The 23340-nt window shown below is 54.7% G+C and carries 20 protein-coding genes and 1 pseudogene; 11 read left to right on the top strand and 10 right to left on the bottom strand.

All coding sequences use genetic code 11. The annotated features are described in order from the left end of the window. Positions 1-163: 163 nt before the first annotated feature. The 5 genes from ACMYSP_RS21960 to ACMYSP_RS21940 are packed head-to-tail and all read left to right on the top strand — an operon-like array spanning position 164 to position 5351. Positions 164-733: a Csu type fimbrial protein gene (locus ACMYSP_RS21960; RefSeq protein ID WP_434584134.1), complete on the top strand. Its 570-nt coding sequence runs from the start codon at positions 164-166 to the stop codon at positions 731-733. Between the two features lie 21 nt (positions 734-754). Then, the gene (locus tag ACMYSP_RS21955; protein WP_434587243.1) at positions 755-1270 is read left to right on the top strand and encodes a Csu type fimbrial protein; all 516 of its coding nucleotides are present in this window, start codon (positions 755-757) and stop codon (positions 1268-1270) included. An 18-nt stretch (positions 1271-1288) separates the two neighbouring features. After that, entirely contained in the window at positions 1289-2053 is a 765-nt protein-coding gene (locus ACMYSP_RS21950) for a fimbrial biogenesis chaperone (protein WP_434584133.1), read from the top strand. A 2-nt stretch (positions 2054-2055) separates the two neighbouring features. Further along, the gene (locus tag ACMYSP_RS21945; RefSeq protein WP_434587241.1) at positions 2056-4383 is read left to right on the top strand and encodes a fimbria/pilus outer membrane usher protein; all 2328 of its coding nucleotides are present in this window, start codon (positions 2056-2058) and stop codon (positions 4381-4383) included. A 14-nt stretch (positions 4384-4397) separates the two neighbouring features. Beyond that, positions 4398-5351, top strand: coding sequence for a Csu type fimbrial protein (locus tag ACMYSP_RS21940; RefSeq protein WP_434584132.1), 954 nt, complete (start codon positions 4398-4400; stop codon positions 5349-5351). A 392-nt stretch (positions 5352-5743) separates the two neighbouring features. Here ACMYSP_RS21940 and ACMYSP_RS21935 read toward each other — a convergent pair whose 3' ends face one another. From ACMYSP_RS21935 to yobA, 3 genes are read right to left on the bottom strand one after another with little or no spacing between them, the layout of a single operon-like run. Beyond that, positions 5744-6082, bottom strand: coding sequence for a YebY family protein (locus ACMYSP_RS21935; protein ID WP_434584131.1), 339 nt, complete (start codon positions 6080-6082; stop codon positions 5744-5746). A 16-nt stretch (positions 6083-6098) separates the two neighbouring features. Next, on the bottom strand, positions 6099-6968 hold the full coding sequence (copD, locus tag ACMYSP_RS21930; protein WP_434584129.1) for a copper homeostasis membrane protein CopD: 870 nt from the start codon (positions 6966-6968) through the stop codon (positions 6099-6101). 3 nt (positions 6969-6971) lie between these two features. Next, complete coding sequence (yobA, locus tag ACMYSP_RS21925; RefSeq protein WP_434584127.1) at positions 6972-7346, bottom strand: CopC domain-containing protein YobA; 375 nt, start codon at positions 7344-7346, stop codon at positions 6972-6974. A 127-nt stretch (positions 7347-7473) separates the two neighbouring features. Between yobA and ACMYSP_RS21920 the strand changes: the two genes are divergently transcribed. Together ACMYSP_RS21920 and exoX are read left to right on the top strand one after the other, a co-directional pair. Further along, a complete protein-coding gene (locus ACMYSP_RS21920; protein ID WP_123754895.1) occupies positions 7474-7704 on the top strand; it encodes a DNA polymerase III subunit theta in 231 nt (76 codons plus the stop codon). 78 nt (positions 7705-7782) lie between these two features. After that, positions 7783-8442, top strand: a complete 660-nt coding sequence (gene exoX, locus ACMYSP_RS21915; RefSeq protein WP_434584125.1) for an exodeoxyribonuclease X — start codon at positions 7783-7785, stop codon at positions 8440-8442. Positions 8443-8447: 5 nt separating this feature from the next. Here the strand turns inward: exoX and ptrB are convergent, their stop codons facing one another. The 3 genes and pseudogenes from ptrB to ACMYSP_RS21900 all read right to left on the bottom strand — a co-directional run. Next, on the bottom strand, positions 8448-10508 hold the full coding sequence (gene ptrB, locus ACMYSP_RS21910) for an oligopeptidase B (protein ID WP_434584124.1): 2061 nt from the start codon (positions 10506-10508) through the stop codon (positions 8448-8450). Positions 10509-10749: 241 nt separating this feature from the next. Next, on the bottom strand, positions 10750-11442 hold the full coding sequence (locus ACMYSP_RS21905) for a tellurite resistance TerB family protein (RefSeq protein ID WP_434584123.1): 693 nt from the start codon (positions 11440-11442) through the stop codon (positions 10750-10752). Between the two features lie 227 nt (positions 11443-11669). Further along, positions 11670-12014: pseudogene (locus ACMYSP_RS21900) on the bottom strand (YebG family protein); the annotation flags it as partial. Between the two features lie 135 nt (positions 12015-12149). Between ACMYSP_RS21900 and purT the strand changes: the two are divergent. Beyond that, on the top strand, positions 12150-13328 hold the full coding sequence (gene purT, locus ACMYSP_RS21895) for a formate-dependent phosphoribosylglycinamide formyltransferase (protein WP_434584122.1): 1179 nt from the start codon (positions 12150-12152) through the stop codon (positions 13326-13328). A gap of 62 nt (positions 13329-13390) precedes the next feature. On the opposite strand, the gene ACMYSP_RS21890 is transcribed toward purT, so the two are convergent. The 3 genes from ACMYSP_RS21890 to zwf all read right to left on the bottom strand — a co-directional run bounded on the left by ACMYSP_RS21890 (position 13391) and on the right by zwf (position 17578). Continuing rightward, positions 13391-14032 (bottom strand): bifunctional 4-hydroxy-2-oxoglutarate aldolase/2-dehydro-3-deoxy-phosphogluconate aldolase, encoded by a 642-nt coding sequence (locus ACMYSP_RS21890; RefSeq protein ID WP_174508035.1) that lies wholly within the window; start codon positions 14030-14032, stop codon positions 13391-13393. 37 nt (positions 14033-14069) lie between these two features. Then, positions 14070-15881 (bottom strand): phosphogluconate dehydratase, encoded by a 1812-nt coding sequence (gene edd / locus ACMYSP_RS21885; protein ID WP_434584121.1) that lies wholly within the window; start codon positions 15879-15881, stop codon positions 14070-14072. A 221-nt stretch (positions 15882-16102) separates the two neighbouring features. Continuing rightward, positions 16103-17578 (bottom strand): glucose-6-phosphate dehydrogenase, encoded by a 1476-nt coding sequence (gene zwf / locus ACMYSP_RS21880; RefSeq protein ID WP_123754903.1) that lies wholly within the window; start codon positions 17576-17578, stop codon positions 16103-16105. Positions 17579-17897: 319 nt separating this feature from the next. Between zwf and ACMYSP_RS21875 the strand changes: the two genes are divergently transcribed. Together ACMYSP_RS21875 and pyk are read left to right on the top strand one after the other, a co-directional pair. Next, positions 17898-18803, top strand: coding sequence for a MurR/RpiR family transcriptional regulator (locus ACMYSP_RS21875; RefSeq protein ID WP_174508033.1), 906 nt, complete (start codon positions 17898-17900; stop codon positions 18801-18803). 126 nt (positions 18804-18929) lie between these two features. After that, complete coding sequence (pyk, locus tag ACMYSP_RS21870; RefSeq protein ID WP_434584120.1) at positions 18930-20372, top strand: pyruvate kinase; 1443 nt, start codon at positions 18930-18932, stop codon at positions 20370-20372. Positions 20373-20469: 97 nt separating this feature from the next. Here pyk and ACMYSP_RS21865 read toward each other — a convergent pair whose 3' ends face one another. Continuing rightward, the gene (locus ACMYSP_RS21865) at positions 20470-21804 is read right to left on the bottom strand and encodes a 2-hydroxycarboxylate transporter family protein (protein WP_434584119.1); all 1335 of its coding nucleotides are present in this window, start codon (positions 21802-21804) and stop codon (positions 20470-20472) included. A 550-nt stretch (positions 21805-22354) separates the two neighbouring features. On the opposite strand from ACMYSP_RS21865, the gene ACMYSP_RS21860 reads away from it, so the two are divergent. Further along, positions 22355-23299, top strand: a complete 945-nt coding sequence (locus ACMYSP_RS21860; protein WP_434584118.1) for an AEC family transporter — start codon at positions 22355-22357, stop codon at positions 23297-23299. The last annotated feature ends 41 nt before the right edge of the window (positions 23300-23340 follow it).

Genomic DNA, 23340 nt, shown 5'->3' with positions numbered 1-23340 from the left:
ACAAAATACCATAAATTAAATATAAAACAATATATTATATAAAATTACCCTTATCCGCTATTAGTCGTTATACGTTAAAAAATAAAAACCAGCCTTAGTGATTGGTTTAGAAGAATTCTCGTTGTGTATCTCTCTGCGGCTTTCACATTTAAAGAGGTTCGCCATGAACGTCAAAACGATGACAGGCAGCGTATTAAGTGGCTTGTTCGGCGCTATTGTTGTGACTCAATCTGCATTTGCACTCCCATTAACGACCGGTACATTAACCGGCCAGGTGGGGGTACAGCTGACTATCGGAGACGGGTGTACGGTAAAGAATGGTACCAGCGCGGCTGGCGCCAACAGCTGGGGCACCATTGATTTCGGCAGCTATAGCGATCTGGTCAACGCGATTGACGCCGATATGTTAGGTAGCTCTGGAACCAATGCGGTCTCAGTAACCTGCAGCGACGGTCTCAATTCAACGTTAACCCTTAATGGCGGGGAGCATAGCGGCACAGGAACGGTAAGGAAGCTGGAGAACGCCGATGGCGATCAGATTCCCTACCGCCTCTATTCGGATAGTAGCCGCCTCACTGAAGTCGCTCCTGATGGTGAGATTGCCATTGAGGGCACAGGCACAGCGCAGAACATTCCTATCTATGCGCGAATTCTGCCAGTAGATCAGGGCGCTGTAACCGCACCGTCTCCAGGTTTATATCAAGATATGGTTATTGCCACCCTGACCTGGTAACGGCACGAGGAAATGGACGTCATGGTTCGATCGGAGTGGTTGTTTTTTATTATGCTCGTTAGCGCAGGCGCTTGCGCTGATGTCGCTCAGAAGACCTTTAAAGTCTCGGCGCAAATTACGACGGGCTGTTTATTAGGCAGTAGCGGTGCCCCGACAGCGGATTTCGGCACCCTTAGCTTCGGGTCGATGTCCTCTCTTTATAATAACGTCGATGTTGCCAGCTCCTCGGGGGCTGGCTCTATTGTCGTCGCCTGCACGCCAGGAATGGCTATCTCTATCGCCCTCGACTATGGCGTCAACGGTGGCTCAGCCACTCAGCGTTACCTGGCAAACGGTAGTGGTAATACCCTTGCCTATCAACTCTTTCAGGATACTAACCGCTCCAACGTTTGGGGCACTAACGCCCTGGCGTACAGCGTTGCTTCATTTCCGAACACCACACAAACCTATACGGTTTATGGCCGCCTTTTTGCCACGAATGGCTTCCCGGCGCAGGGTTCGTATACCGATACCGTCACGGTCACACTGACATATTAAATAATAAGCAGGTTAAATATGATTCGCAGTAGTGTTGCCTTGTTGTTGCTCTCCTCATCGCTATTTTCTGCCGCCCACGCCGCCAGCGCCGTTCTGGTCTGGCCGATTTTTCAAACCATCAGCGATAACGAAAAAGGCTCTGAACTTTGGTTGGAAAATCGCGGTACTACCCCGGTCAATCTGCAGTTAAGAATTTTCGCCTGGGATCAGAAAGACTCTTCTGACGCCTACGCCGATCAGAGCGAGGTGGTTGCCAGCCCCCCGTTCACCACCGTGCAGCCTGGACAGCGCCAACTGGTGCGTCTGATGCGCATCGCGCCCGTCGCCAGCGGTAAAGAAAAATCGTATCGCATCGTGATTGATGAAGTTCCGTCTAACCAACCGACGGTTCAGACGGAGAAAAGCTCCGCCGGGTTGAAAATGCGTATGCGTTATGTGCTGCCGCTATTTACCTATGGACAGGGTCTCTCTCCGCTGAAGCTCGAAAGCCCCGTCGAACCTGTAAGAGCAAACCTGGGCTGGACGCTTTCAAGCCAACAGGGTCGCCAGATGCTTTGTATTAAAAATTCAGGCAACCAGCATGCGAGACTGAGTGATGTGTACTGGGCTAAAAACGCAGGTAAGCGGGAAGTCACCCAAACCCAGGGACTGCTCGGCTATGTGCTGGCGCAGCGCAATGTTTGCTTCCCGATGGCAAGCAAAACGTCAGTATCAGGAGGCCAGCGACTGTTCGCCAAATTAACCGACAATAGCCAGGCGGTGGAAATTCCGGCCATCCATTGATTATGCGGCTCCTGGCAGGGACGGCAACGGGGGGGCTGCTGGCAATCGCATCGTCGACCAGCCATGCGGCAACCTACGACAGCTTACCGGCACCGATGGCTTCATTTAGCCCGAAGCTGGAGTATGTGCTGTATCTGGGCCTGTCCGTAAATGGCAATACTCTGGCTGGCACGGTTCCGGTAAAAGTGAGCAACGATCGCTATTGGGTTTCAGCCTCGGTGTTAAAACAGGCCTACATTCCCCTCCCGGAAGGTGAAACACTGGTCGATGTTTCGCAGATCCCTTCGGTGCAGTTCGAGTACGATCAGGCCCGGCAAATGCTCAAGCTCAAAGTTCCCGATAGCTGGTTACCGGAACAGCGGATTGATAACACCGGCGAGCAAAATTACCATCGGCCGCTCAGTACGCCGGGGCTGCTCTTCAACTATGACTCTTACAGCCTCGTCTCGTCTGACCATAGTAAAACCACCAGCACCTCAACGGAAACACGCTTTTTCGGGGCGGCAGGTACCTTTTCCAACTTCGCCGTCATCCGGCAGAACTGGTCTTCAGGGAACGCTGATCAGCAGGGCTATATCCGCTACGACACCCAGTGGAAATATAGCGATACCGAGCGAATGCTGAGCTATCAGGCTGGCGATGTGGTTAGCGATGCCCTGACCTGGAGTAGCTCTGTACGCCTTGGCGGCCTGCGTTTTAGCCGTAACTTCAGCGTTCGCCCGGATTTAGTGACTTATCCGCTGCTCAATCTGTCGGGCAGCGCGGAAGTCCCTTCGAGCGTTGATCTCTTTATCAATGGTTATAAGGCCAGCTCAACCCAGATCAACGGTGGTCCCTATACCCTGACGAACGTGCCCTATATCAGCGGTGCGGGTGAAGCAACGGTAGTGACCACCGACGCACTGGGCCGTCAGGTGACAACCAGCGTTCCCTTTTACGTCTCGAATACCCTGCTACGCGAGGGTCTGAGTGATTTTGACTTTTCTATCGGCGCGCTACGCAATAACTACGGGATCAAAAATGCTGACTATGGCGCCGGCGCGGTCAGCGCCATTTACCGTTACGGCGTAAGCAACTGGTTAACGCTATCAACACACACCGAGGACCGCGAAGGGCTAACCAACGCGGGTGTCGGCAGTGATATTAGCGTCGGGACGTTAGGCACCTTAAGCCTCTCTGCGAGCGCCAGCCAGGGAGAGGGAAAAGGTAACCAGTTGACCTCTGGCTATTCCTATTACAGCGGTATTTGGGGGGTGAATTATCAGCATATTCAACGCAGCGCCGACTTCGATAACCTTAGCAGCTACCGTTCGACCTCCACCCTCAGCCGCCAGTCGGATCAGGCGACCTTAAGTTTGAGCCCGTGGGGCCGAGTGCTGGGATCCTTTAGCCTGGGCTACTTCGATATTCAGGCGCAGGACAGTAGCCGTACGCGCCTGATGAACCTGTCATGGAGTCGGGGATTGTGGAAAAACAGCAGTGTGAATATCAGCGTTAACCACGATCTGCAGGCCAATACGTATTCCAGTATGCTGCAGCTTATTATCCCGTTGGATGACCTGGGGAGTGTACAAACCAGCGGACAACGTTCCAGTTCAGGCGAGTGGGGACAAAACATCGCCTACAACCGCTCAGCACCGGTAGAGGGCGGATTCGGCTGGAATCTCGCCCATTCCATCAGCGGCGATAATTATAGCCAGGCCGATCTGACGTGGATCAATAAGCTAGCAACGTTAAGCGGTGGTTATTACGGCTCACGAGACGATCGTCACGGCTGGTTTGAAGCCGCAGGCTCGGTGGTGCTGATGGATAACAGCCTGTTTTTCGCCCGCCGAATTAACGATGCGTTTATCGTCGTGTCGACCGATGGATACCCTGACGTCACGGTGAATTATGAAAACCGCAAAGTCGGTGCCACCGATAAGAATGGTCATCTTCTTATTCCATGGGCTACGGCGTGGTACCCGGGCAAAGTAACGCTGGATACCCTGCCCCTGCCCACGGACACCGAAGTTCCGCGGGTGGAACAGCGGATCGCCGTACGGGAGTCCAGCGGCGCGCTGGTGGAGTTCCCGGTCCGTCGGGTTCGCTCGGCCACGATCACCCTTGTGGATAGTGCCGGCCAGCCTTTAGCGCTCGGCACTCCGGTTGAGGAAACCACCAGTCGTCAGGTTAGCGTAGTGGGATATGACGGGATCGTCTGGCTTTCACACCTCAACAGAGAGAATAAGCTGGTTATCAATGCCGACAAAGGCCAGTGCGTTGTGCACTTCGAACTGCCCGAACAGACACCGGTCCCGCAGCGGGTGGGACCAATACGTTGCCAATGAAAAACGCGGAGACGATGTTGAAACGTATTCTGATTTTATGCACGCTGCTGTTTTTATTCAGTCCACTCGCTCGCGCTGATATCAGCTGTTCATTTCAGCTCACCAACGCGGCAAGCTTTGGCTCCGTTAACTCATTTACCCTCGCCACTACGCCGCAAACGGTTAAATCGGCATCAGGTTTTGCCTGCTCCGGCAGCGCGCTGTCGCTACTCAGTACCAATACCATTAGCGCTAAAATCGTCTCATCGGATCATCCAAATGGCACGGTTCCACAGATGATGAGCGCCAGCGGTACCGATTTTGTACCCTATACCATTTGCTCAGATGACAGTTGTTCGGAGGTGTACCCAATTGGCTATATCAAAACCTGGAGTATCACCTCACTTATCGGGCTGCTGGGGTTATTCAACGCCAGCGATGGTTCGCTGCCCATTTTTCTGAAAATTCCGGCAGGACTCAATATGCCCGCAGGAACCTATACCGACAATATCAACATTTTGTGGGATTACAGAATTTGCGTCTCAGGTATCATCACCTGTAACTACGCCACCGGCCATCAACAGGTAGTGCTTAACGTGACGCTGAAAGTGACGAACTACTGTTTTCTTGATAGCGCGCCGGATGTCGCCTTTGTGCCCGCCTCCCTGCCTTCCAGTTTTTCCGACCTGAGCGGCAAATTTTCGGTGCGCTGCACCAAGAACGCAGCCTTTACCGTTAATCTGACCAGCACCAACACCATCAGCGGAGGCTGGCGCCAGCTGATGGCAACCATAAATCAAAACAGCTATGCATTGCAGTATCAGTTCTATCAAACGTCAGGCAGCGCATGGACCCAGAGCAACGACCTTAACGTTAGCGGGACCGGCGTTTCTCAGGATGTAAACTACACGCTGAAGATTAATCCTGCCCAAACCAGCAAGCCGGCGGGAACCTATAGCGATACCGTCACCGTGACCGTCTCCTATTGAGATTTTAATACCGCGTTTTTCTGTAAAGAGAATGTTAAGGCGTTTTGGGTTGTGGTATAAGAAGGACTGACCGCCATGGAGAATGAAGGAATATTTGCGGTCAGATAGCATAACAGATTGATAAACAACAGATAAAAAGAGACCGAACACGATTCCTGTATTCGGTCCAGGGAAATGGCTCTTGGGAGAGAGCCGTGCGCTAAAAGTTGGCATTAATGCAGGCTAATCGCCTTGCCTTATAAGAATAGATTACCGTGACAGGTTTTCCAGTCCGCGACAAAAGTGGTCGAATAATTCCTGACGAAATCACGGTGCCAGCAAAAAACCGCCGATCCTGAACAAGGATAACGGCGGTTTTTTTATATGCGAATACAGCAGGATAGGTGTGGGATTCAGCAAAGTTTCTGCGCGCGTTCAATAAATGGCGCCAGACTCTTTTTTTGTCCCGGTTGCTGAGGATCGTCCGCCTGGATCACCGAGATCGGCTGCCCGCTGGTCTTACCGGCCTTCACCTGCTGCTCGGCAATCTCATTGAGCGGATACTGTACCAGCGTGCTGGGGTTAATGGCAAACAGCGCGTTGCCCGGACGACAGGTCAGCATCACCTCTTCGCGGGTAAATGCCCAGTTGTCTTTGCCCATCTCAAAGCGGCTGACGGTAATAATTTGCGGTGCCGCCAGCGCGACACCCGAGCTTGCCAGTAACAACATCGTCAAAAGAGTTTTTTTCATGATTTAGCCAGTTAATTCAATAAGGTTCCCAGGTTGCAAACAGGCTGACAGCCAACAACGCCAGGGCACCAAGCACAATTTCTGCCTGCGTGGTGCGCACAATGAGCTGTTCCGCTCGCGATGCGCTGACCGACATACGTGGCACCAGAACATACCTGTTCACCAGCGCAATTGCCACCATCCCGGCGACCAAAGCACATTTGATCAACAGCATCTGTCCCCAGAGGGAATCGCGGATCAATCCCCCCTGAATCAGCAGCGAGTTCACCACGCCGCTGGCAATCGCCCCCGCCACTGCCAGATGACCGTAACGCGAGAAGCGCATCATGGTGCTGATTGCCGACTGACGCCAGCGCCCTCGCGCCAGCCGCAGGCAATAGATAAACGGCAGCAAACCGCCAAACCAGCTGGCAACGCTGAACAGATGCACGGCATGGTTAGTGCGTTGCAGGACGCCGCGAAGGCCCTCGCTCATTGCCGCATGCCCGACGCCCGCCATCAGTATCAGCTGCCCGCAAAGCAGCACCAACAGCAATCGGGCCAGGCGACGCGGTCGCAGCCACACCACCGCCAGCGTGACCCAGGCCAGCAGAATTTGCCAGATCCAGACGCTGCCGAAACGGGTGCCGGCGACCGCCTGCCAGATAGCAGGCTGCCAGACATCTCCCCAGCCGTCCCCCATCAGCCCGCCCTGCGCCATTAGCATCAGCAGGGCCGTGACGGCGCTTAACAACAGCAGATGACGCAGCAGCGGCAAAAAACGCTGCATCAGTAAACGGCGCAGAGAGACCGGCGCCCACCACGCGCCATACAGCACGCAGCCAAAGGCCACCATCAGCGACAGGAAATGGACAAAACGCAGGCCGATATAAATTCCCGTCAGCATCGGTTATTTCACGGTAAAGTGGTACTGCCCTTTGGTCTTGTGACCGTCAACGGACACCACATGCCAGTCGACGGTATATGTTCCTGGGGTCAGCGGTTGGGTCAAAGGGACAATCAGCTGGGTCGGGCTGCTGTCGCTGCGGGCCAGTTTTCCGGTTGCCACTGATTGCTGCTGCGGACCGGTCACCGCCACGCCGCTGAATGACGTTTCAATACCTTCAGAAAAGTTGAGGGTCAGCCGCTCGGGAGACGCTGCCACCGTCGAATCTGCAGCGGGGGTTTGCTGTTGAAGATGGGCGTGGGCGAAGGCCGCGGCGCTAACAAAGAAACCGGCGAGAAGAGCAGAGACACGCAGCGCGCGCCCGGCAGTGATACGCATAATCGTCATTCCTTTTCGTTATGATATGTAGCACAGAGAATAACCCTGTATAATGGCGTAGTCGAGCGGCGCGTCTGAGCCTGACGACTCGCCCGAACGCTTTACGGCATCATGAAGGAGAAACCCGTTGGAAAAAAACCTGGCAAAACTTTCGCAGGATGAGATGGACAAAGTGAATGTCGATCTTGCCGCGGCCGGCGTCGCCTTTAAAGAGCGCTACAATATGCCGGTTGTCGCCGATTTAGTGGAAAGAGAGCAGCCAGCGCACCTGCGCGACTGGTTCCGAGAACGTCTGATTGCCCATCGCCTGGCCTCCGTTTCCCTGTCGCGATTGCCTTATGAACCCAAAGCAAAATAATTTCCATTCCCTGCGGACACCCTACCTGGCGAGGCCGGTGTATTCCCGTGCGCGGGGAACTCTGGCCTGGAGCAGCCCATGCTACGCGTAATAGATACCGAAACCTGCGGGTTACAAGGCGGCATTGTCGAGATCGCCTCCGTGGACATTGTCGACGGGCAGATAACCAACCCAATGAGCCACCTGGTGCGCCCCGATCGCCCGATCAGCCCGCAGGCCATGGCGATCCACCACATCACCGAAGAGATGGTGGCGGACAAGCCGTGGATTGAAGAGGTTCTGCCGCATTATCTCGGCAGCCCGTGGTATGTCGCCCACAACGCCAGTTTCGACCGTCGGGTCTTACCCGAAATGCACGGAGAATGGATCTGCACCATGAAGCTGGCGCGGCGTCTGTGGCCCGGCATTAAATACAGCAATATGGGGCTGTACAAATCGCGTAAGCTTAGCGTCGCCACGCCGGCGGGGCTGCATCATCACCGCGCGCTGTACGACTGCTATATCACCGCAGCGCTGCTGCTCGATATCATGGACGTCTCCGGCTGGCAGCCTGACGATATGGTGACCATCACCGGCCGTCCGGCGCTCCTGACGACCTTCACGTTCGGCAAGTATCGCGGGAAAGCGGTGGCCGAAATCGCGGAAAACGATCCCGGCTATTTACGTTGGCTATTCAATAATCTGGATCGGATGAGCCCCGAGCTGCGCCTGACGCTCAAGCACTATCTCGGGGAGTAGCAGGGTTAGACGTCGGCCTGGCCAGGCAAGGTCCCCTGCGCCAGGCCAATCAGAAAGGCAAACTCCAGCGCGACGCCTTCATAGCTTTTATAACGCCCCGACTTGCCGCCGTGACCCGAATCCATATCGGTGCAGAGCAGCAGTAGATTATCGTCCGTTTTCAGCTCGCGCAGTTTCGCCACCCATTTTGCCGGTTCCCAGTATTGCACCTGGGAATCATGCAGACCGGTGGTCACCAGCATATGAGGATAGGCCTGAGCGGTCACGCCATCGTAGGGGCTATAGCTCTTCATATAGTGGTAATACGTTTCATCCTGCGGATTGCCCCACTCCTCAAACTCCCCGGTGGTTAGCGGAATCGACTCATCGAGCATGGTCGTCAGGACATCGACAAACGGCACCTGGGCGACGATGCCGTGAAAGCGTTCCGGACGCTGATTAATAGCTACGCCCATCAACATGCCGCCAGCGCTGCCGCCCATGCCGTAGCATAATTGCGGATCGCCATACCCCTGATCCACCAGCGCGTCGCAGACATCAAGGTAATCATTGAAGGTATTTTTCTTGCTCAGAAACTTGCCGTCTTCATACCACTGTTGTCCAAGCTCGCCGCCGCCACGTACGTGGGCAATGGCAAACACAAAACCACGGTCAAGCAGGCTCAGGCGACTGGCGCTGAAATCTGCATCTTCACTGGCGCCGTAGGATCCGTATGCATAGACCAGCAGCGGGTTGCCTCCCTTGCGAAAGTGCTCCCGACGGTAAACCAGCGAGACCGGCACTTCGACGCCATCCCGCGCCTTAATCCACAGGTGCTCGCTGCGGTACTGGCTGGGGTCGAACCCTTTCACTTCCTGCTGCTTGAGCACCCGCCGCTCGCCGGTATCCATATCCAGCTCAAACAGGGTATCCGGCGTGGTCATCGACGAGTAACCGTAACGTAAGCGGGAGGTTTCAGGTTCCGGGTTCCAGGCAAGCCAGGTCACATAGGCCGGATCGTCAAAGGCGATCCCGACCACTTCATGGGTTTTACGGTTAATCTGGCGCAGGCTGGTTAACCCGCGTTGACGCTCTTCGACCACCAGCCAGTCGGTAAAGAGCGTAAATCCTTCCAGCATCACGTCCTGGCGCGGCGGGATCAGGGTCTGCCACTGCTGCTCGTCACGCTCGTGTGTACGATAGAGGCCGAAATTTTTACCTTCGCGGTTAGAGCGCAGATAGAAAGCATGCTGGTAGTGATCGAGGCTGTACTCATGATCTTTGCGGCGTGGCAGGAAGCACACCGGCTCGGCATCCGGCATTTCGGTATTCAGCAAGCGCACTTCGCTGGTTGTCGCGCTTGCCAGATAGATCACTGCGAACTGCCGGGAGGTGGTGGTATGGAGACTGACGTAAAACATGTCGTCTTTCTCTTCATAGACCAGCGTGTCTGAGCCAGGTGGCGTACCGACGGTGTGCCGCCAGACCTGATAAGGCAGCAAGGTGGTTGGGTGCTTACGGACATACCACAGGGTCTGTGAATCATTGCTCCAGGCAAATTCCGGGGTGACGTTCTCCAGTACCTCAGGATACCACTCGCCGTTTTGCAGATTGCACAAGCGCAGGCCATACTGCCGCCGTGAGAGATAGTCCTCCGCCACCGCCATGAGCGTGTTATCCGGGGCAATTCCCAGCCCGCCAAGGGTATAGAATTCACTCTGGGCCGCGCGCTGATTGCCATCCAGCAGCACTTCCCATTCATCCCACTCCTGTTTCAACACCGACTGACGCTGATAGATGGCGTATTCACACCCCGGCTCGTACACCTGGCGATAGCGGTAGCCGTTTTTGCTGTAGGGGGCGGAAACCTCCCGCGGCGGGATGCGGTCGATAATCTCTTTCAGCACCCGATCCTGCAGGCTGCGCTGTGTCGACATGACCTTGTGCCCGTACTCATTTTCCTGGCGCAGATAGTCAAGCACTTCTGGCCGCTCGCGATCGTCGTCGCGCAGCCAGAAGTAATTATCGATACGGGTATCGCCATGTAAGGTCATGGCGTGGGGGATTCGTTTTGCTTTTGGTGGCATCGTCTGCTCTTTTGTATCCTTTTCTACTACACAAAATCATTCAAGAAGCGGCTTGAAAGATGGCGTGTCTATACCCTAAATAATTCGAGTTGCTTGTAGGCGGCAAGGCCGTAAATCCCCAGGAGCTTACTCAAGTAAGTAACTGGGGTGAACGGGTGCAGCCAACACCCAGGCAACTTGAAGTATGACGGGTATATAAGGGTGGCAAAAGTAGCCCACGTTGCAAGCAAAACCTGTTTATTTAGGTGGAAAGCGCCTGTTTTTGCGCCTGGATGTCCTGTTCGATCTCGGTCCGCACTTCCGCCGGCAGGCGTAACGCCTCTCCGAGGGCATTGAGGTAGCTGCGTTCCATAAAATGATCGATATCGATCACCGCGCAGCTGATGTAGTACACCTCCAGCGCTTCTTGTTCGCTGCTGATTCCCTGTGCCAGACGCTGCGGGTCGAGCGGTTGCGCCAGCGCGCGATCGATTAATACCCGCCCCTGCACATCAATATTGGCGGCTCGCAGTTGCTCTTCGATGTTGGCCCGTTCGTGGCCGTCAATGTGGCCGTCGCTTTTCGCCGCGAACACCAGCGCCAGTATCAACCGCTCGCTGCGGGCATCAAGCCCGGTAGAGGGAGGAACCGATGGTGCTGGTACAACCGATGGCGCAGCGGGCGTTGCCGCCGACGCTGGTGCGCTCTCGCGCAATTTCTGCTGATACTTATTCCACAACACGCTTCCAGCCACCGCCCCTCCGCCGACCAGCAGCGCGCTGGTGCCATACTTCGCCAGCAGCTTGCGCGATGATTTACTGGCTACCAGCAAACCGGCCAGGCCGCCCAGCGCACCGGGCAGGAGGAAACTTTTCCCCTCCTGGCGTTCACCTGAGGAGGCAGATTGTCCCTGCTGACCCAGCAGAGACTGGAGTTGATTAAGCCAGTTAGACATGATTTCCCTCGTTGCATAGTAAGCGAAACCATCAGCCTAAACGACGAGATGTCAGGAAATGTGATGAGCAGATAAAGATGCGCAAATTCAGGCCGCCATCACGCGGCCTTCACCTTGCGGGTTTTCCCGGTTGTCGCCGCTGCAACCTGCGGTTCGCCTGGCTCATCCGCTGCAGCTTCTGCAGTGTCAGCCTGAGGCTCCTGCCCTGCCGCCTCTTCGTCTGCTTCTGATGCTTCTGCTGCTTCTGCTGCTTCTGCTGCTTCTGCTGCTTCTGCTGCTTCTGCTGCTTCTGCTGCTTCTGCTGCTTCTGCTGCTTCTGCTGCTTCTGATTCGGCTTCCGGCGCTTTTCCTGTCCTCAGGATGTGATGCAGGGTCTCTTTGCGTTCTGCCAACCACAGCGCCATTTCATCACGCTGCGCTTCTTCAAGCGTCAGCGGGCACGCTACCAGCCAGTCGTTAAGGACTTCGGCAAGATCGAGCATTTTGTCGTAAGCATCGGCCTCTTTTTTGCTGGTAAACGACATTTTTTCCTCACCTTCGCGGATCACCACATATTTAATTTCAACCGCCATTGTGCAGCCTCTTTATACTGTATTTTTATACAGTATAACAAATTTTCACCCTCGACTCAACTGACAGCCATAAAGACAGACGCAAACGTTTTCGTTTATACTACGGCGCATGTTTTTTTACTGTGGAAATGAGTCATGACGTTATTAGGCACAGCCCTGCGCCCCGCAGCAACGCGGGTCATGTTGTTAGGTTCCGGCGAGCTCGGCAAAGAAGTGGCCATCGAGTGTCAACGGCTGGGTATTGAGACGATCGCCGTGGACCGCTATCCCGACGCACCGGCGATGCAGGTGGCACACCGTTCGCATGTGGTCAACATGCTGCACGGCGATGCCCTGCGGGCGCTGATTGCAGAAGAAAAACCGGACTTCATTGTGCCGGAAATCGAAGCCATTGCCACCGATACGCTGGTTGAACTGGAGCAAGCCGGGCAAAAAGTCGTCCCCACCGCTCGCGCGGCAAAGCTGACCATGAACCGCGAAGGGATCCGCCGTCTGGCCGCAGAAGAGCTGCAACTGCCGACCTCCTCCTACCGCTTCGCCGATAGCGAAAGCGCCTTTCGCGATGCGGTGGATGAGATTGGCCTTCCCTGCATTGTGAAACCGGTCATGAGCTCCTCCGGCAAAGGCCAGAGCTTTATTCGCCACGCTGAACAGCTGGCCGATGCCTGGCAGTATGCGCAGCAAGGCGGCCGCGCCGGTGCCGGTCGGGTTATCGTTGAAGGGGTGGTGAATTTCGACTTTGAAATCACCTTGCTGACCGTCAGCGCCGTGGATGGTGTACATTTTTGCGCGCCGGTCGGCCATCGTCAGGAAGATGGCGACTATCGTGAATCCTGGCAACCGCAGCAGATGAGCGAGCTGGCGCTGGCTCGCGCCCAGGAGATTGCCAGCAAGGTGGTACTGGCGCTTGGCGGTTATGGTCTGTTCGGCGTGGAGCTGTTTGTCTGCGGCGATGACGTGATCTTCAGCGAAGTCTCTCCGCGTCCGCACGATACCGGCATGGTCACCCTAATCTCTCAGGATCTCTCCGAGTTTGCTCTGCACGTCCGGGCGTTTCTCGGCCTGCCGATCGGCGCGATTCGTCAGTACGGCCCGGCGGCCTCGGCGGTCATTCTGCCTCAGTTAACCAGCCAGGACGTCACCTTTAGTAATATTCAGGCGGCGGTGGGTGCAGGCCTGCAGCTGCGCCTGTTTGGCAAGCCGGAAATTGACGGCTCCCGTCGACTCGGCGTCACGCTGGCGGTGGCTGACAGCGTTGAAGAAGCGGTGGCGCGGGCAAAAACCGCCGCCTCCGCCGTCGTGGTTCAGGGATAAAAAAAACCCGGTAGCACGAGTGCTACCGGGTGAGTACTTTACGATAAATCAGGGCGTGAAAATTACTTCGCGCCTTCTACCGCTTCGCGAGCAATGCTGGTGATGCGGTCATAATCGCCGCTTTCCAGCGCATCTGCCGGTACCAGCCAGGAACCGCCGATGCACAGCACGCTGTTCAGCGCAAGGTAATCACGGTAGTTCGCCGGAGAGATCCCGCCAGTCGGGCAGAAACGGATATGAGCGAATGGACCGCCGATAGCCTGCAGCGCTTTCACGCCGCCGTTGGCTTCCGCCGGGAAGAATTTGAACTCTTTCAGGCCATACTGCATGCCCAGCATCAGCTCAGAAACGGTGCTGATACCCGGGATCAGTGGGATGGTGCCTTCTTCCGTTGCCGCTTTCAGCAGGGACTCGGTCAGGCCCGGGCTGATAGCAAACTGTGCGCCCGCGTCGGTAACTGCTTTCAGCTGCTCGACGTTGGTAACGGTACCTGCGCCAACAATCGCGTCCGGCACTTCTTTGGCAATCGCACGGATAGCCTCAAGCGCGCATTCGGTACGCAGCGTTACTTCCAGTACGCGTACGCCGCCTGCAACCAGCGCTTTTGCCATCGGCACAGCGTGTTCCAGCTTTTTCACCACGATTACCGGTACAACCGGGCCGGTGGTGAGGATTGCTTCTGCAGTTGTTTTCCAGTTTTTCATCAGATTTTCTCTCGCCAGATCTACAATTCGAATCGTCTTAAAAAGTGATGCAGGTTGCGCCCTGTTCCGCTCCGGAGAGGTTCTCACGCAGCGCAGAGAACATTTCCCGGCCGGTTCCCACTCGCGAACCGCTCAGGTCAGGAATATGCGGCTGACGCGCAGCCAGTTCAGCATCATCCACCAGCAGCGTCAGTTCACCGGTCTGCCCGTTGACGCGGATGATATCGCCATCACGTACTTTTGCCAGCAGGCCGCCATCGTAGGCTTCAGGCGTGACATGGATTGCTGACGGTACTTTGCCGGATGCGCCAGAGAGTCGACCATCGGTAACCAGCGCAATTTTGAAACGGCGGTCCAATAATACACCAAGTGGCGGCATAAGTTTATGTAATTCTGGCATGCCGTTCGCTTTTGGCCCCTGATGACGGACCACCACCACGCAATCTTTGTCCAGCATCCCGGCTTCAAACGCCGGCAGCACGTCGTGCTGGCTTTCAAAAATCACCGCCGGAGCTTCGATAACCTGGTTTTCTACCGGCACGGCGGAGGTTTTCATGACCGCACGGCCAAGGTTACCGCTGAGCACTTTGGTCCCGCCATGGCGAGAGAATGGCTTGTCGAAAGTGGCGATAACCTGATCGTCCAGAGGCGCACTTGCCCCTTCACGCCAGTCCAGCTCGCCGTTATTCAGCCACGGTTCCATGGTGTAACGGGAGAGCCCGTAACCGGCCACGGTGTTCACATCTTCGTGCAGCAGACCGCCCTTGAGCAATTCACGCACCAGCACCGGCACGCCACCTGCGGCCTGGAAATGGTTGATGTCGGCCGGGCCGTTCGGGTAGAGACGCGCCAGCAACGGAACGACGTCGGACAGATCGGAGAAATCATCCCAGTTGATGATAATGCCGGCGGCGCGAGCCATCGCCACCAGGTGCATCGTATGGTTGGTGGAACCGCCGGTCGCCAGCAGCGCCACAATACCGTTCACCACCACTTTTTCATCGAACATTTTGCCCAGCGGCATCCATTCGTTGCCGTTACCGGTCAGGCGCGTCACCTGACGGGCCGCCGCGGTAGTCAGCGCCGTACGCAATTCGGCATCCGGGTGAACAAAAGAGGAGCCAGGAAGCTGCATCCCCATAAACTCAACCACCATCTGGTTGGTGTTCGCGGTGCCATAGAAGGTACAGGTGCCCGGCGCATGATAGGAGGCCGCTTCGGATTCCAGCAGCGCCATACGATCGACCTTACCTTCAGCATACAGCTGTCGAATCCGTACTTTTTCTTTATTAGGCAGGCCGCTGGCCATCGGGCCTGACGGCACGAAAATGGACGGCAGGTGACCAAAGGAGAGCGCCGCCATGGTCAGCCCCGGCACGATTTTGTCGCACACGCCAAGGTACAGCGCGCCATCGAACATGTTATGCGACAAGCCAACCGCGGCCGACATCGCAATCACTTCACGGCTCAGGAGCGAGAGCTCCATGCCATCCTGCCCCTGGGTGACGCCATCACACATTGCCGGCACCCCGCCCGCAACCTGGCCAACCGCATTCACTGAATGCAGCGCCTTGCGGATGATATCCGGATAGTACTCGTAGGGCTGATGGGCGGAGAGCATGTCGTTGTAGGAGGTAATGATAGCAATGTTGTTACGCAACATGCTTTTCAGCGAGGCTTTATCATCCGACTGACAGGCAGCAAAGCCGTGGGCCAGGTTACCGCAGGCCAGTTGGGCACGATGGACGGTATCCGTCTTCGCCTGGTTAATCCGTGCGAGGTAGGCGGTGCGGGTGTCACGCGACCGCTCGATAATGCGATTTGTTACCCGTAACATTGTCGAATTCATAAAGGCTCCTGAATTTTTATCTGTCCGGCTACAGCGATTTAACGATGACTTATTCGGTGAAAGGCACCAGCACTGCAGCTCAGCGGCAAAATATCTACAGGCAGTGTAATAAAAAAAGCCCCGGGGGTGAATCCTCCCGGAGCTTAAAAGGCTAAAAATTATGCGACATACTGCGTCAGATCATGTTACCGGTAAAATAACCCATCCGGATAACCCACTGACTATTCGAATTCGTTCCAGGAACGACCATCGCGGGTGATCATCGCCACGGAGGCAACCGGTCCCCAGGTCCCTGCCTGATAAGGCTTAGGCGCATCGCGATCCGCCGCCCAGGCTTCGGTAATGGAGTCCACCCACTTCCACGCCTCTTCCACTTCATCACGACGCACGAACAGCGCCTGAATCCCACGCATGGTTTCCAGCAGCAGACGCTCGTAGGCATCCGCCAGGTGAGTCTGATTGAAGGTTTCCGAATAGCTCAGATCCAGCTTGGTGATCTGCAGATTGTGTTTGTGATCAAGACCTGGCACTTTGTTGAGCACCTGAATATCAACGCCTTCGTCCGGCTGCAGACGAATGGTTAATTTGTTCTGCGGCAGCTCCTGCCAGTTCTCTTTGAACAGGTTCAGCTCCGGCGTCTTGAAGTAAACCACGACTTCAGAACATTTGGTCGGCAGACGTTTACCGGTACGCAGGTAGAACGGCACGCCGGCCCAGCGCCAGTTATCGATATCCACGCGGATCGCCACGAAGGTTTCGGTATTGCTGGATTTGTTCGCGCCCTCTTCTTCGAGGTAGCCCGGTACTTTTTTACCCTGGGCAAAACCGGCGGTGTACTGACCACGGACGGTTTTTTCACGCACGTTGGAGCGATCGATACGGCGCAGTGATTTCAGTACTTTGACTTTTTCATCACGGATGCTGTCGGCGCTGAGATCTGACGGCGGCGACATGGCAATCATGCACAGGATCTGCAGCAGGTGGTTCTGGATCATGTCGCGCATCTGCCCGGCCTGATCGAAGTAACCCCAGCGGCCTTCAATGCCCACTTCTTCCGCCACGGTGATTTCAACGTGGTCGATGGTGCGGCAGTCCCAGTTATTCACAAACAGGGAGTTCGCAAAACGCAGCGCCAGCAGGTTGAGCACCGTCTCTTTGCCGAGATAGTGGTCAATGCGGTAGACCTGGCACTCTTCGAAGAATTCGCCGACCTGGTCGTTGATTTCGCGTGAGGTATCCAGAGAGGTCCCCAGCGGTTTTTCCATGACTACGCGCGCCGGTTTAGCGTTCAGTTTTGCTTCACCGAGGCCTTTGCAAATCGCGCCAAAGGTGCTTGGCGGCATGGCGAAATAGTTAATGGTGACGCGATTTTCCTGATCCAGCATTTTGCCGAGGCGAGAAAACGCTTTGGTATCATTCACATCGAGGTTACAAAAATCCAGACGTCCGCTCAGGGTATCCCACAAACTTTCATCGATTTTTTCCTTCATGAAAGTTTCCAGCGCTTCACGAACTACTTTGGTGTAAGCATCTTTATCCCAGTCAGCACGTCCGACCCCGATAATGCGGGTGTCAGGGTTGATCTGGCCAGCCTTTTCAAGCTGATACAGGGAAGGCAACAATTTACGACGCGCCAGGTCACCCTTTGCGCCGAAAATGACCAGATCGCATGCCTGGGCCGTTTGCGTTACCGCCATGTCATTCTCCTCAGTTGATAGTCTGGTGCTTATGCCAGGCTATATTTGTAATTTTATTACACTGCACTGTACTGTGTTTACGAACTTCCCGAAACCCTCTGGCCCCTATTCCCGCAGCTAAACCGCACACGGAGAAAAGTTCTGCCGACAATTTGGGCAAACGGCCTGGTGAGTTCGTTGTTTCGACCGGTTTTAAGTTAATAAAATACGACTCTGATCATGTAATGAAAAAAAACAACATTTTTTAACGTCATTCCTCCCCGCTGGCGACAGCAGAGGGGTATATTCTTGCTAAAACGCCTGATGATTTCATCCATTAATGAAATCGTTTCCACTGATGAGCGCCCTGTTACCCATGAATATGCTGGAAAAAATCCAGTCCCGACTGGAACACCTTAGCAAATCCGAACGCAAAGTGGCGGAAGTCATTCTTGCTACGCCTGCTCAGGCCATTCATTCAAGCATTGCGGCCCTGGCGCTGGAGGCTGGCGTCAGCGAGCCTACCGTTAACCGTTTTTGCCGGAGCCTTGAAACCCGCGGCTTTCCCGATTTTAAGCTCCATCTGGCACAAAGCCTGGCGCACGGGACCCTCTATGTTAACCGCAATGTCGATGAAGACGACAGCGTAGAGTCCTACACCGGTAAAATATTTGAGTCGGCCATGGCCAGTTTAGATCAGGTCCACCATTCGCTCGACATGTCAGCGGTAAATCGGGCTGTCGATCTGTTAACCCAGGCCAAGAAAATAGCCTTCTTTGGCCTCGGTTCGTCAGCGGCAGTCGCCCATGACGCCATGAATAAATTTTTCCGTTTTAATGTCCCGGTCATCTATTCCGATGACATTGTCCTGCAACGCATGAGCTGTATGAATTGCGATGACGATGACGTGGTGGTGATTATCTCCCATACTGGTCGGACGAAAAGTCAGGTCGAACTGGCGCAGCTGGCGCGTGAAAACGATGCCATGGTCATTGCCATTACCTCGCCAGGCACACCGTTGGCCCGTGAAGCCACGTTGTCGATTACGCTTGATGTCCCTGAAGATACGGATATCTACATGCCAATGGTTTCACGTCTTGCCCAGCTGACGGTCATTGACGTGCTGGCGACCGGTTTTACCCTCCGTCGTGGCGCTAAATTCAGAGATAACTTGAAGCGGGTCAAGGAAGCATTAAAGGAATCGCGTTTTGATAAAGAACTACCCGTACGCAGCGATAACCCATAAAACCTGATAATGAAGTAGTGACCTATTAGACCTTCGGTTTTGTCCCGGCACAGCAACTTTGCTGGCTGGCACCACCGATTCCATGTTCACGCAACACCAAAGTTGTTTTAGTCAACGGAGTATTACATGTCCAGAAGGCTTCGCAGAACCAAAATCGTAACGACCTTAGGCCCAGCCACCGATCGTGATAACAACCTCGAAAAGGTTATCGCCGCGGGCGCTAACGTAGTACGCATGAACTTCTCTCACGGTACCCCGGAAGATCATCAGATTCGCGCGGATAAAGTCCGCCAGATTGCGGCAAAACTGGGCCGCCATGTTGCGATCCTCGGTGACCTCCAGGGGCCGAAAATTCGCGTATCCACCTTCAAAGAAGGCAAAATTTTCCTCAATATCGGCGACAAATTCCTGCTGGACGCAGAGCTGGGTAAAGGTGAAGGCGATAAAGAGCGCGTCGGCATTGATTATAAAGGCCTGCCAGCGGACGTCGTGCCGGGTGATATCCTGCTGCTGGACGATGGACGCGTACAGCTGAAAGTGATCGAAGTTCAGGGCCTGAAAGTGTTCACCGAAGTGACCGTCGGCGGCCCGCTGTCGAACAACAAAGGCATCAACAAACTCGGCGGTGGCCTCTCTGCAGAAGCGCTGACCGACAAAGACAAAGCCGATATCGTTACGGCGGCTAAAATTGGCGTCGATTACCTCGCCGTCTCCTTCCCGCGCTGCGGTGAAGACCTGAACTATGCCCGCCGACTGGCACGTGAAGCCGGCTGTGACGCGAAGATCGTCGCCAAAGTGGAACGTGCGGAAGCCGTGTGCGATCAGGACGCGATGGACGACGTGATTCTGGCCTCTGACGTGGTGATGGTGGCACGTGGTGACCTCGGCGTTGAAATCGGCGATCCGGAACTGGTCGGTATTCAGAAAGCCTTGATCCGCCGCGCTCGTCAGCTGAACCGTTCGGTGATCACCGCGACCCAGATGATGGAGTCGATGATCACCAACCCGATGCCAACCCGTGCGGAAGTCATGGACGTTGCAAACGCCGTCCTCGATGGTACCGATGCGGTAATGCTGTCTGCGGAAACGGCCGCCGGTCAGTACCCGTCAGAAACCGTCGCCGCGATGGCGCGCGTCTGCCTCGGTGCAGAAAAGATCCCAAGCCTCAATGTGTCCAAACACCGTCTGGATATTCAGTTCGACAACGTTGAAGAAGCGATCGCTATGTCTGCGATGTATGCGGCTAACCACCTGAAAGGCGTTACCGCTATCATCACGATGACCGAATCTGGCCGTACCGCTCTGATGACTTCTCGCATCAGCTCCGGGCTGCCGATTTTTGCCCTCTCCCGCCACGAGCGTACCCTGAACCTGACTGCCCTGTACCGTGGCGTGACGCCGGTGTATTTCGACAGCACCAATGACGGCGTTGCTGCGGCCCACGATGCGGTGATTCTGCTGCGCGATAAAGGCTACCTGGTCTCCGGCGACCTCGTTATCGTTACCCAGGGTGACGTGATGAGCACCATCGGCAGTACCAACACCACGCGTATCCTCACCGTCGAATAATTTTCGCTCGCGAAACGCCTGAAACCTGCCAGCATCACGCTGGCAGGTTTTTTTATTCATAGCAACGTGGACTTTTCATCACCTGAAGCCCGGTGAATCACACAATCCAGCTCATCAAAAGCGTGGCGGCAATCACCGTTGAGGCCCCGCCGATGCGGGTGGCAATCTGCGCGAAGGGCATCAGCGACATGCGATTAGATGCCGAGAGGATCGCAACATCCCCGGTTCCCCCAAGACCGCTGTGGCAGCTGGTAACAATGGCCGCTTCCACCGGATACATATTCAGACGAGAGGCGATAAAAAAGCCGCTTAGCGCCATCGACATCACCACCGACCCGCACACCACGACGTAGCCGACGGAGAAGACCGAAACCACGCTCTCCAGCGGCACATACAGCATGCCCAGCCCAATCATCAACGGCCAGACCAGTGCGGCAGAGACAAATTTGTAGCAGCTGTGCGCCCCCAGCTCCATCGCGGCGGGGATAACTTTGGTGTATTTACATAGCACCGCCGCCAGAATCATCAACACCGGGCCCGGAATATGCAGCACCTTCTCCAGCAAGCCGCCAACGATGAAAAAGGCACAGATCATCAGCAGTCCGGCGCCCATCAGCTGGAAGTCGGTCGGCTGGCCGATCTGTGCTTGCGAGAAGACCCGGTTATCATCATGGCTGCGGATCAGCATGCCATCGCCGGAAAGTTGCGGACGGCGCGCGCCGAGACGCGCCAGGAAGCCAGCGCAGATGATGGCAAAAATATTCCCCACCACCGCGGCTGGTGCCAGCTGCGCGACATAAACATCCGGAGTCTGTCCAAGGATCGCCGAGTAGGCCAGCGACAGCGGCAGGATCCCTTCCCCGATACCGCCGCCAATAATCGGTACGATAATAAAGAAAAAGGTGTGGTACAGGCTGTAGCCAAACAGGCTGCCCACCAGCAGCCCGGTGAGTATCGCCGCACCGGTACCGACCACCAGCGGCACGAACATCCGTACCATCCCCTGGATCAGAATGGTTCTGTTCATGCCCAAAATACTGCCAACCACCAGACAGGCGATGACGAAATAGAGCAGATTGGCCTCTTTCATCAACAGATGCACGGTACCCAGGGTGTGTGGATCAAACACGCCAAAATAGACCAGCACCGACGGCATCATCAGGCACAGGATTGCCGGACCGCCGATATCTTTCAGCACCGGCACCATCCGCCCTATTTTGGCCAGTGCAAACCCTAAGGTCATAATGACCGCCAGCCCGCCGATCATATTCTTTGGCAACACTCCCGCCATGGACGCCACCACCACAATCGTGGCGATACCGACAAACAGGGTTAACGGCACGGCGCCGACGTCAACGTTCGAAAAAAAGCGCGCGGTTTGCCCACTCGAGTGCGTTTTTTCAATCGGGTGGTTCAGTGAATTATTTTTCATATCTCACCTGCGTTGTAATAGCTTGCGTAGGATCGGGGCGCAATATACCTGTCATACTTCACGTTGCATGAGCGTTGGCTTGACTTACTCCAGTCACTTACTTCAGTAAGCTCCTGGGGATTCCTTGCGTCGCCGCCTGCCTGCAACGCGAATTATTTAGGGTATATAAACATCGCGCCATTAAATAAAAATGGAAATAAAAATTAAAAATAAAATGCTTTTATAAGTGAAACCATCAAAACGGTAACACAGGGTTTTGCTATTAAAAAGCCAATACCCCGGTTACCTGCCGATTTTGTGACTGACACAATAACTCGCTTTTAAGTAATTTAATTTATTGCTGTGAAGCTAAAGTTATCAGCAGGCCAGAGTCCATAACACCCGCCATATAAAACAAGGTGTTATTCTCACCTGCGTTATTTGTAAGTAAAGTTCCTGAAGCGAAATTATTTAAACACGGACCACTGTGATGTCAATCACCTTTCAATTCTTATGGGATCGTTAAATTAAAAAACACAACCAACCCTACATTATAATTTCAGGATCACCTATGCCGACACTGCTACTACAATCATTGTTTCCGTTAGTTTTTATCATGCTGCTCGGCTGGCTCAGTGGTAAGTTAGGTTATACCCGGCGCGAAGATGCTTCAGTTTTAGCCACCGTCGTGATTCGGTTTGCCCTGCCGTTCCATCTTTTTATCGGGGCCTTACATACCAACCCCGATAAAATTAAAAACTTCACCTTTATGGCGGTATTAGTGATTGGCCTGATGGGGTCATATTTCCTCACCCTACTGATCTCCCGCTACGTCTTTCGCCACGATATCAAAACCAGCGCCATTCAATCCCTGGTGTGCGCATTTCCTGATATGGCCTATTTCGGCGCGCCGGTGCTGGCGGTGTTGATCGGGCCAGAAGGATTTCTCGGCGTGCTGATCGGCAACTTAATCACCAGCGTTTTTATGATCCCACTGACGATAATTCTGATTCGCATGGGGGACAAAGATTCTGACGCGACCCAGCGCATTCACGCCGGCACGCTAATCCTGCAGAATTTACTCAATGCCGTCAAAAACCCTATCGTCTGGATCCCTATTTCTGGTGTCCTGCTAAGTCTCGCCGGGGTGCAGTTACCGCATATGCTCAGCATGCCGATTGAAATGGTCGGGAAGATTGCCGGCGGTCTGTCTTTATTTGCCCTGGGCCTGCTGTTTTACGGCGAACGTCCAACGCTGAATATCCAGACCTGCACCAACATCAGTATTAAAAACCTGATTCAGCCCGCCATGATGGCTGCCGCCGGTCTGGCTTTTGGCCTCAGCCATACGCTGATGCAGCAGGTAATTATTATCGGTGCGACACCTTCAGCGATTGCCGCCGGAATGTTTGCCTTGCGCAGCGATACTTATATTGAATCTGCTTCATCCTCTATTTTACTGGGCACCGCCATTGGCGTCGTCACCGAAGGCATCATGATTTACTTTATATCTTAGACATTGCGCTACACCAGCACCATCAAATACCCACAATATTA

Source organism: Klebsiella sp. R390 (assembly GCF_051131745.1).
Lineage (GTDB): Bacteria > Pseudomonadota > Gammaproteobacteria > Enterobacterales > Enterobacteriaceae > Klebsiella.
Note: the sequence above shows the minus strand (reverse complement) of the source record. Positions and strands in the feature narration are given on the sequence as shown.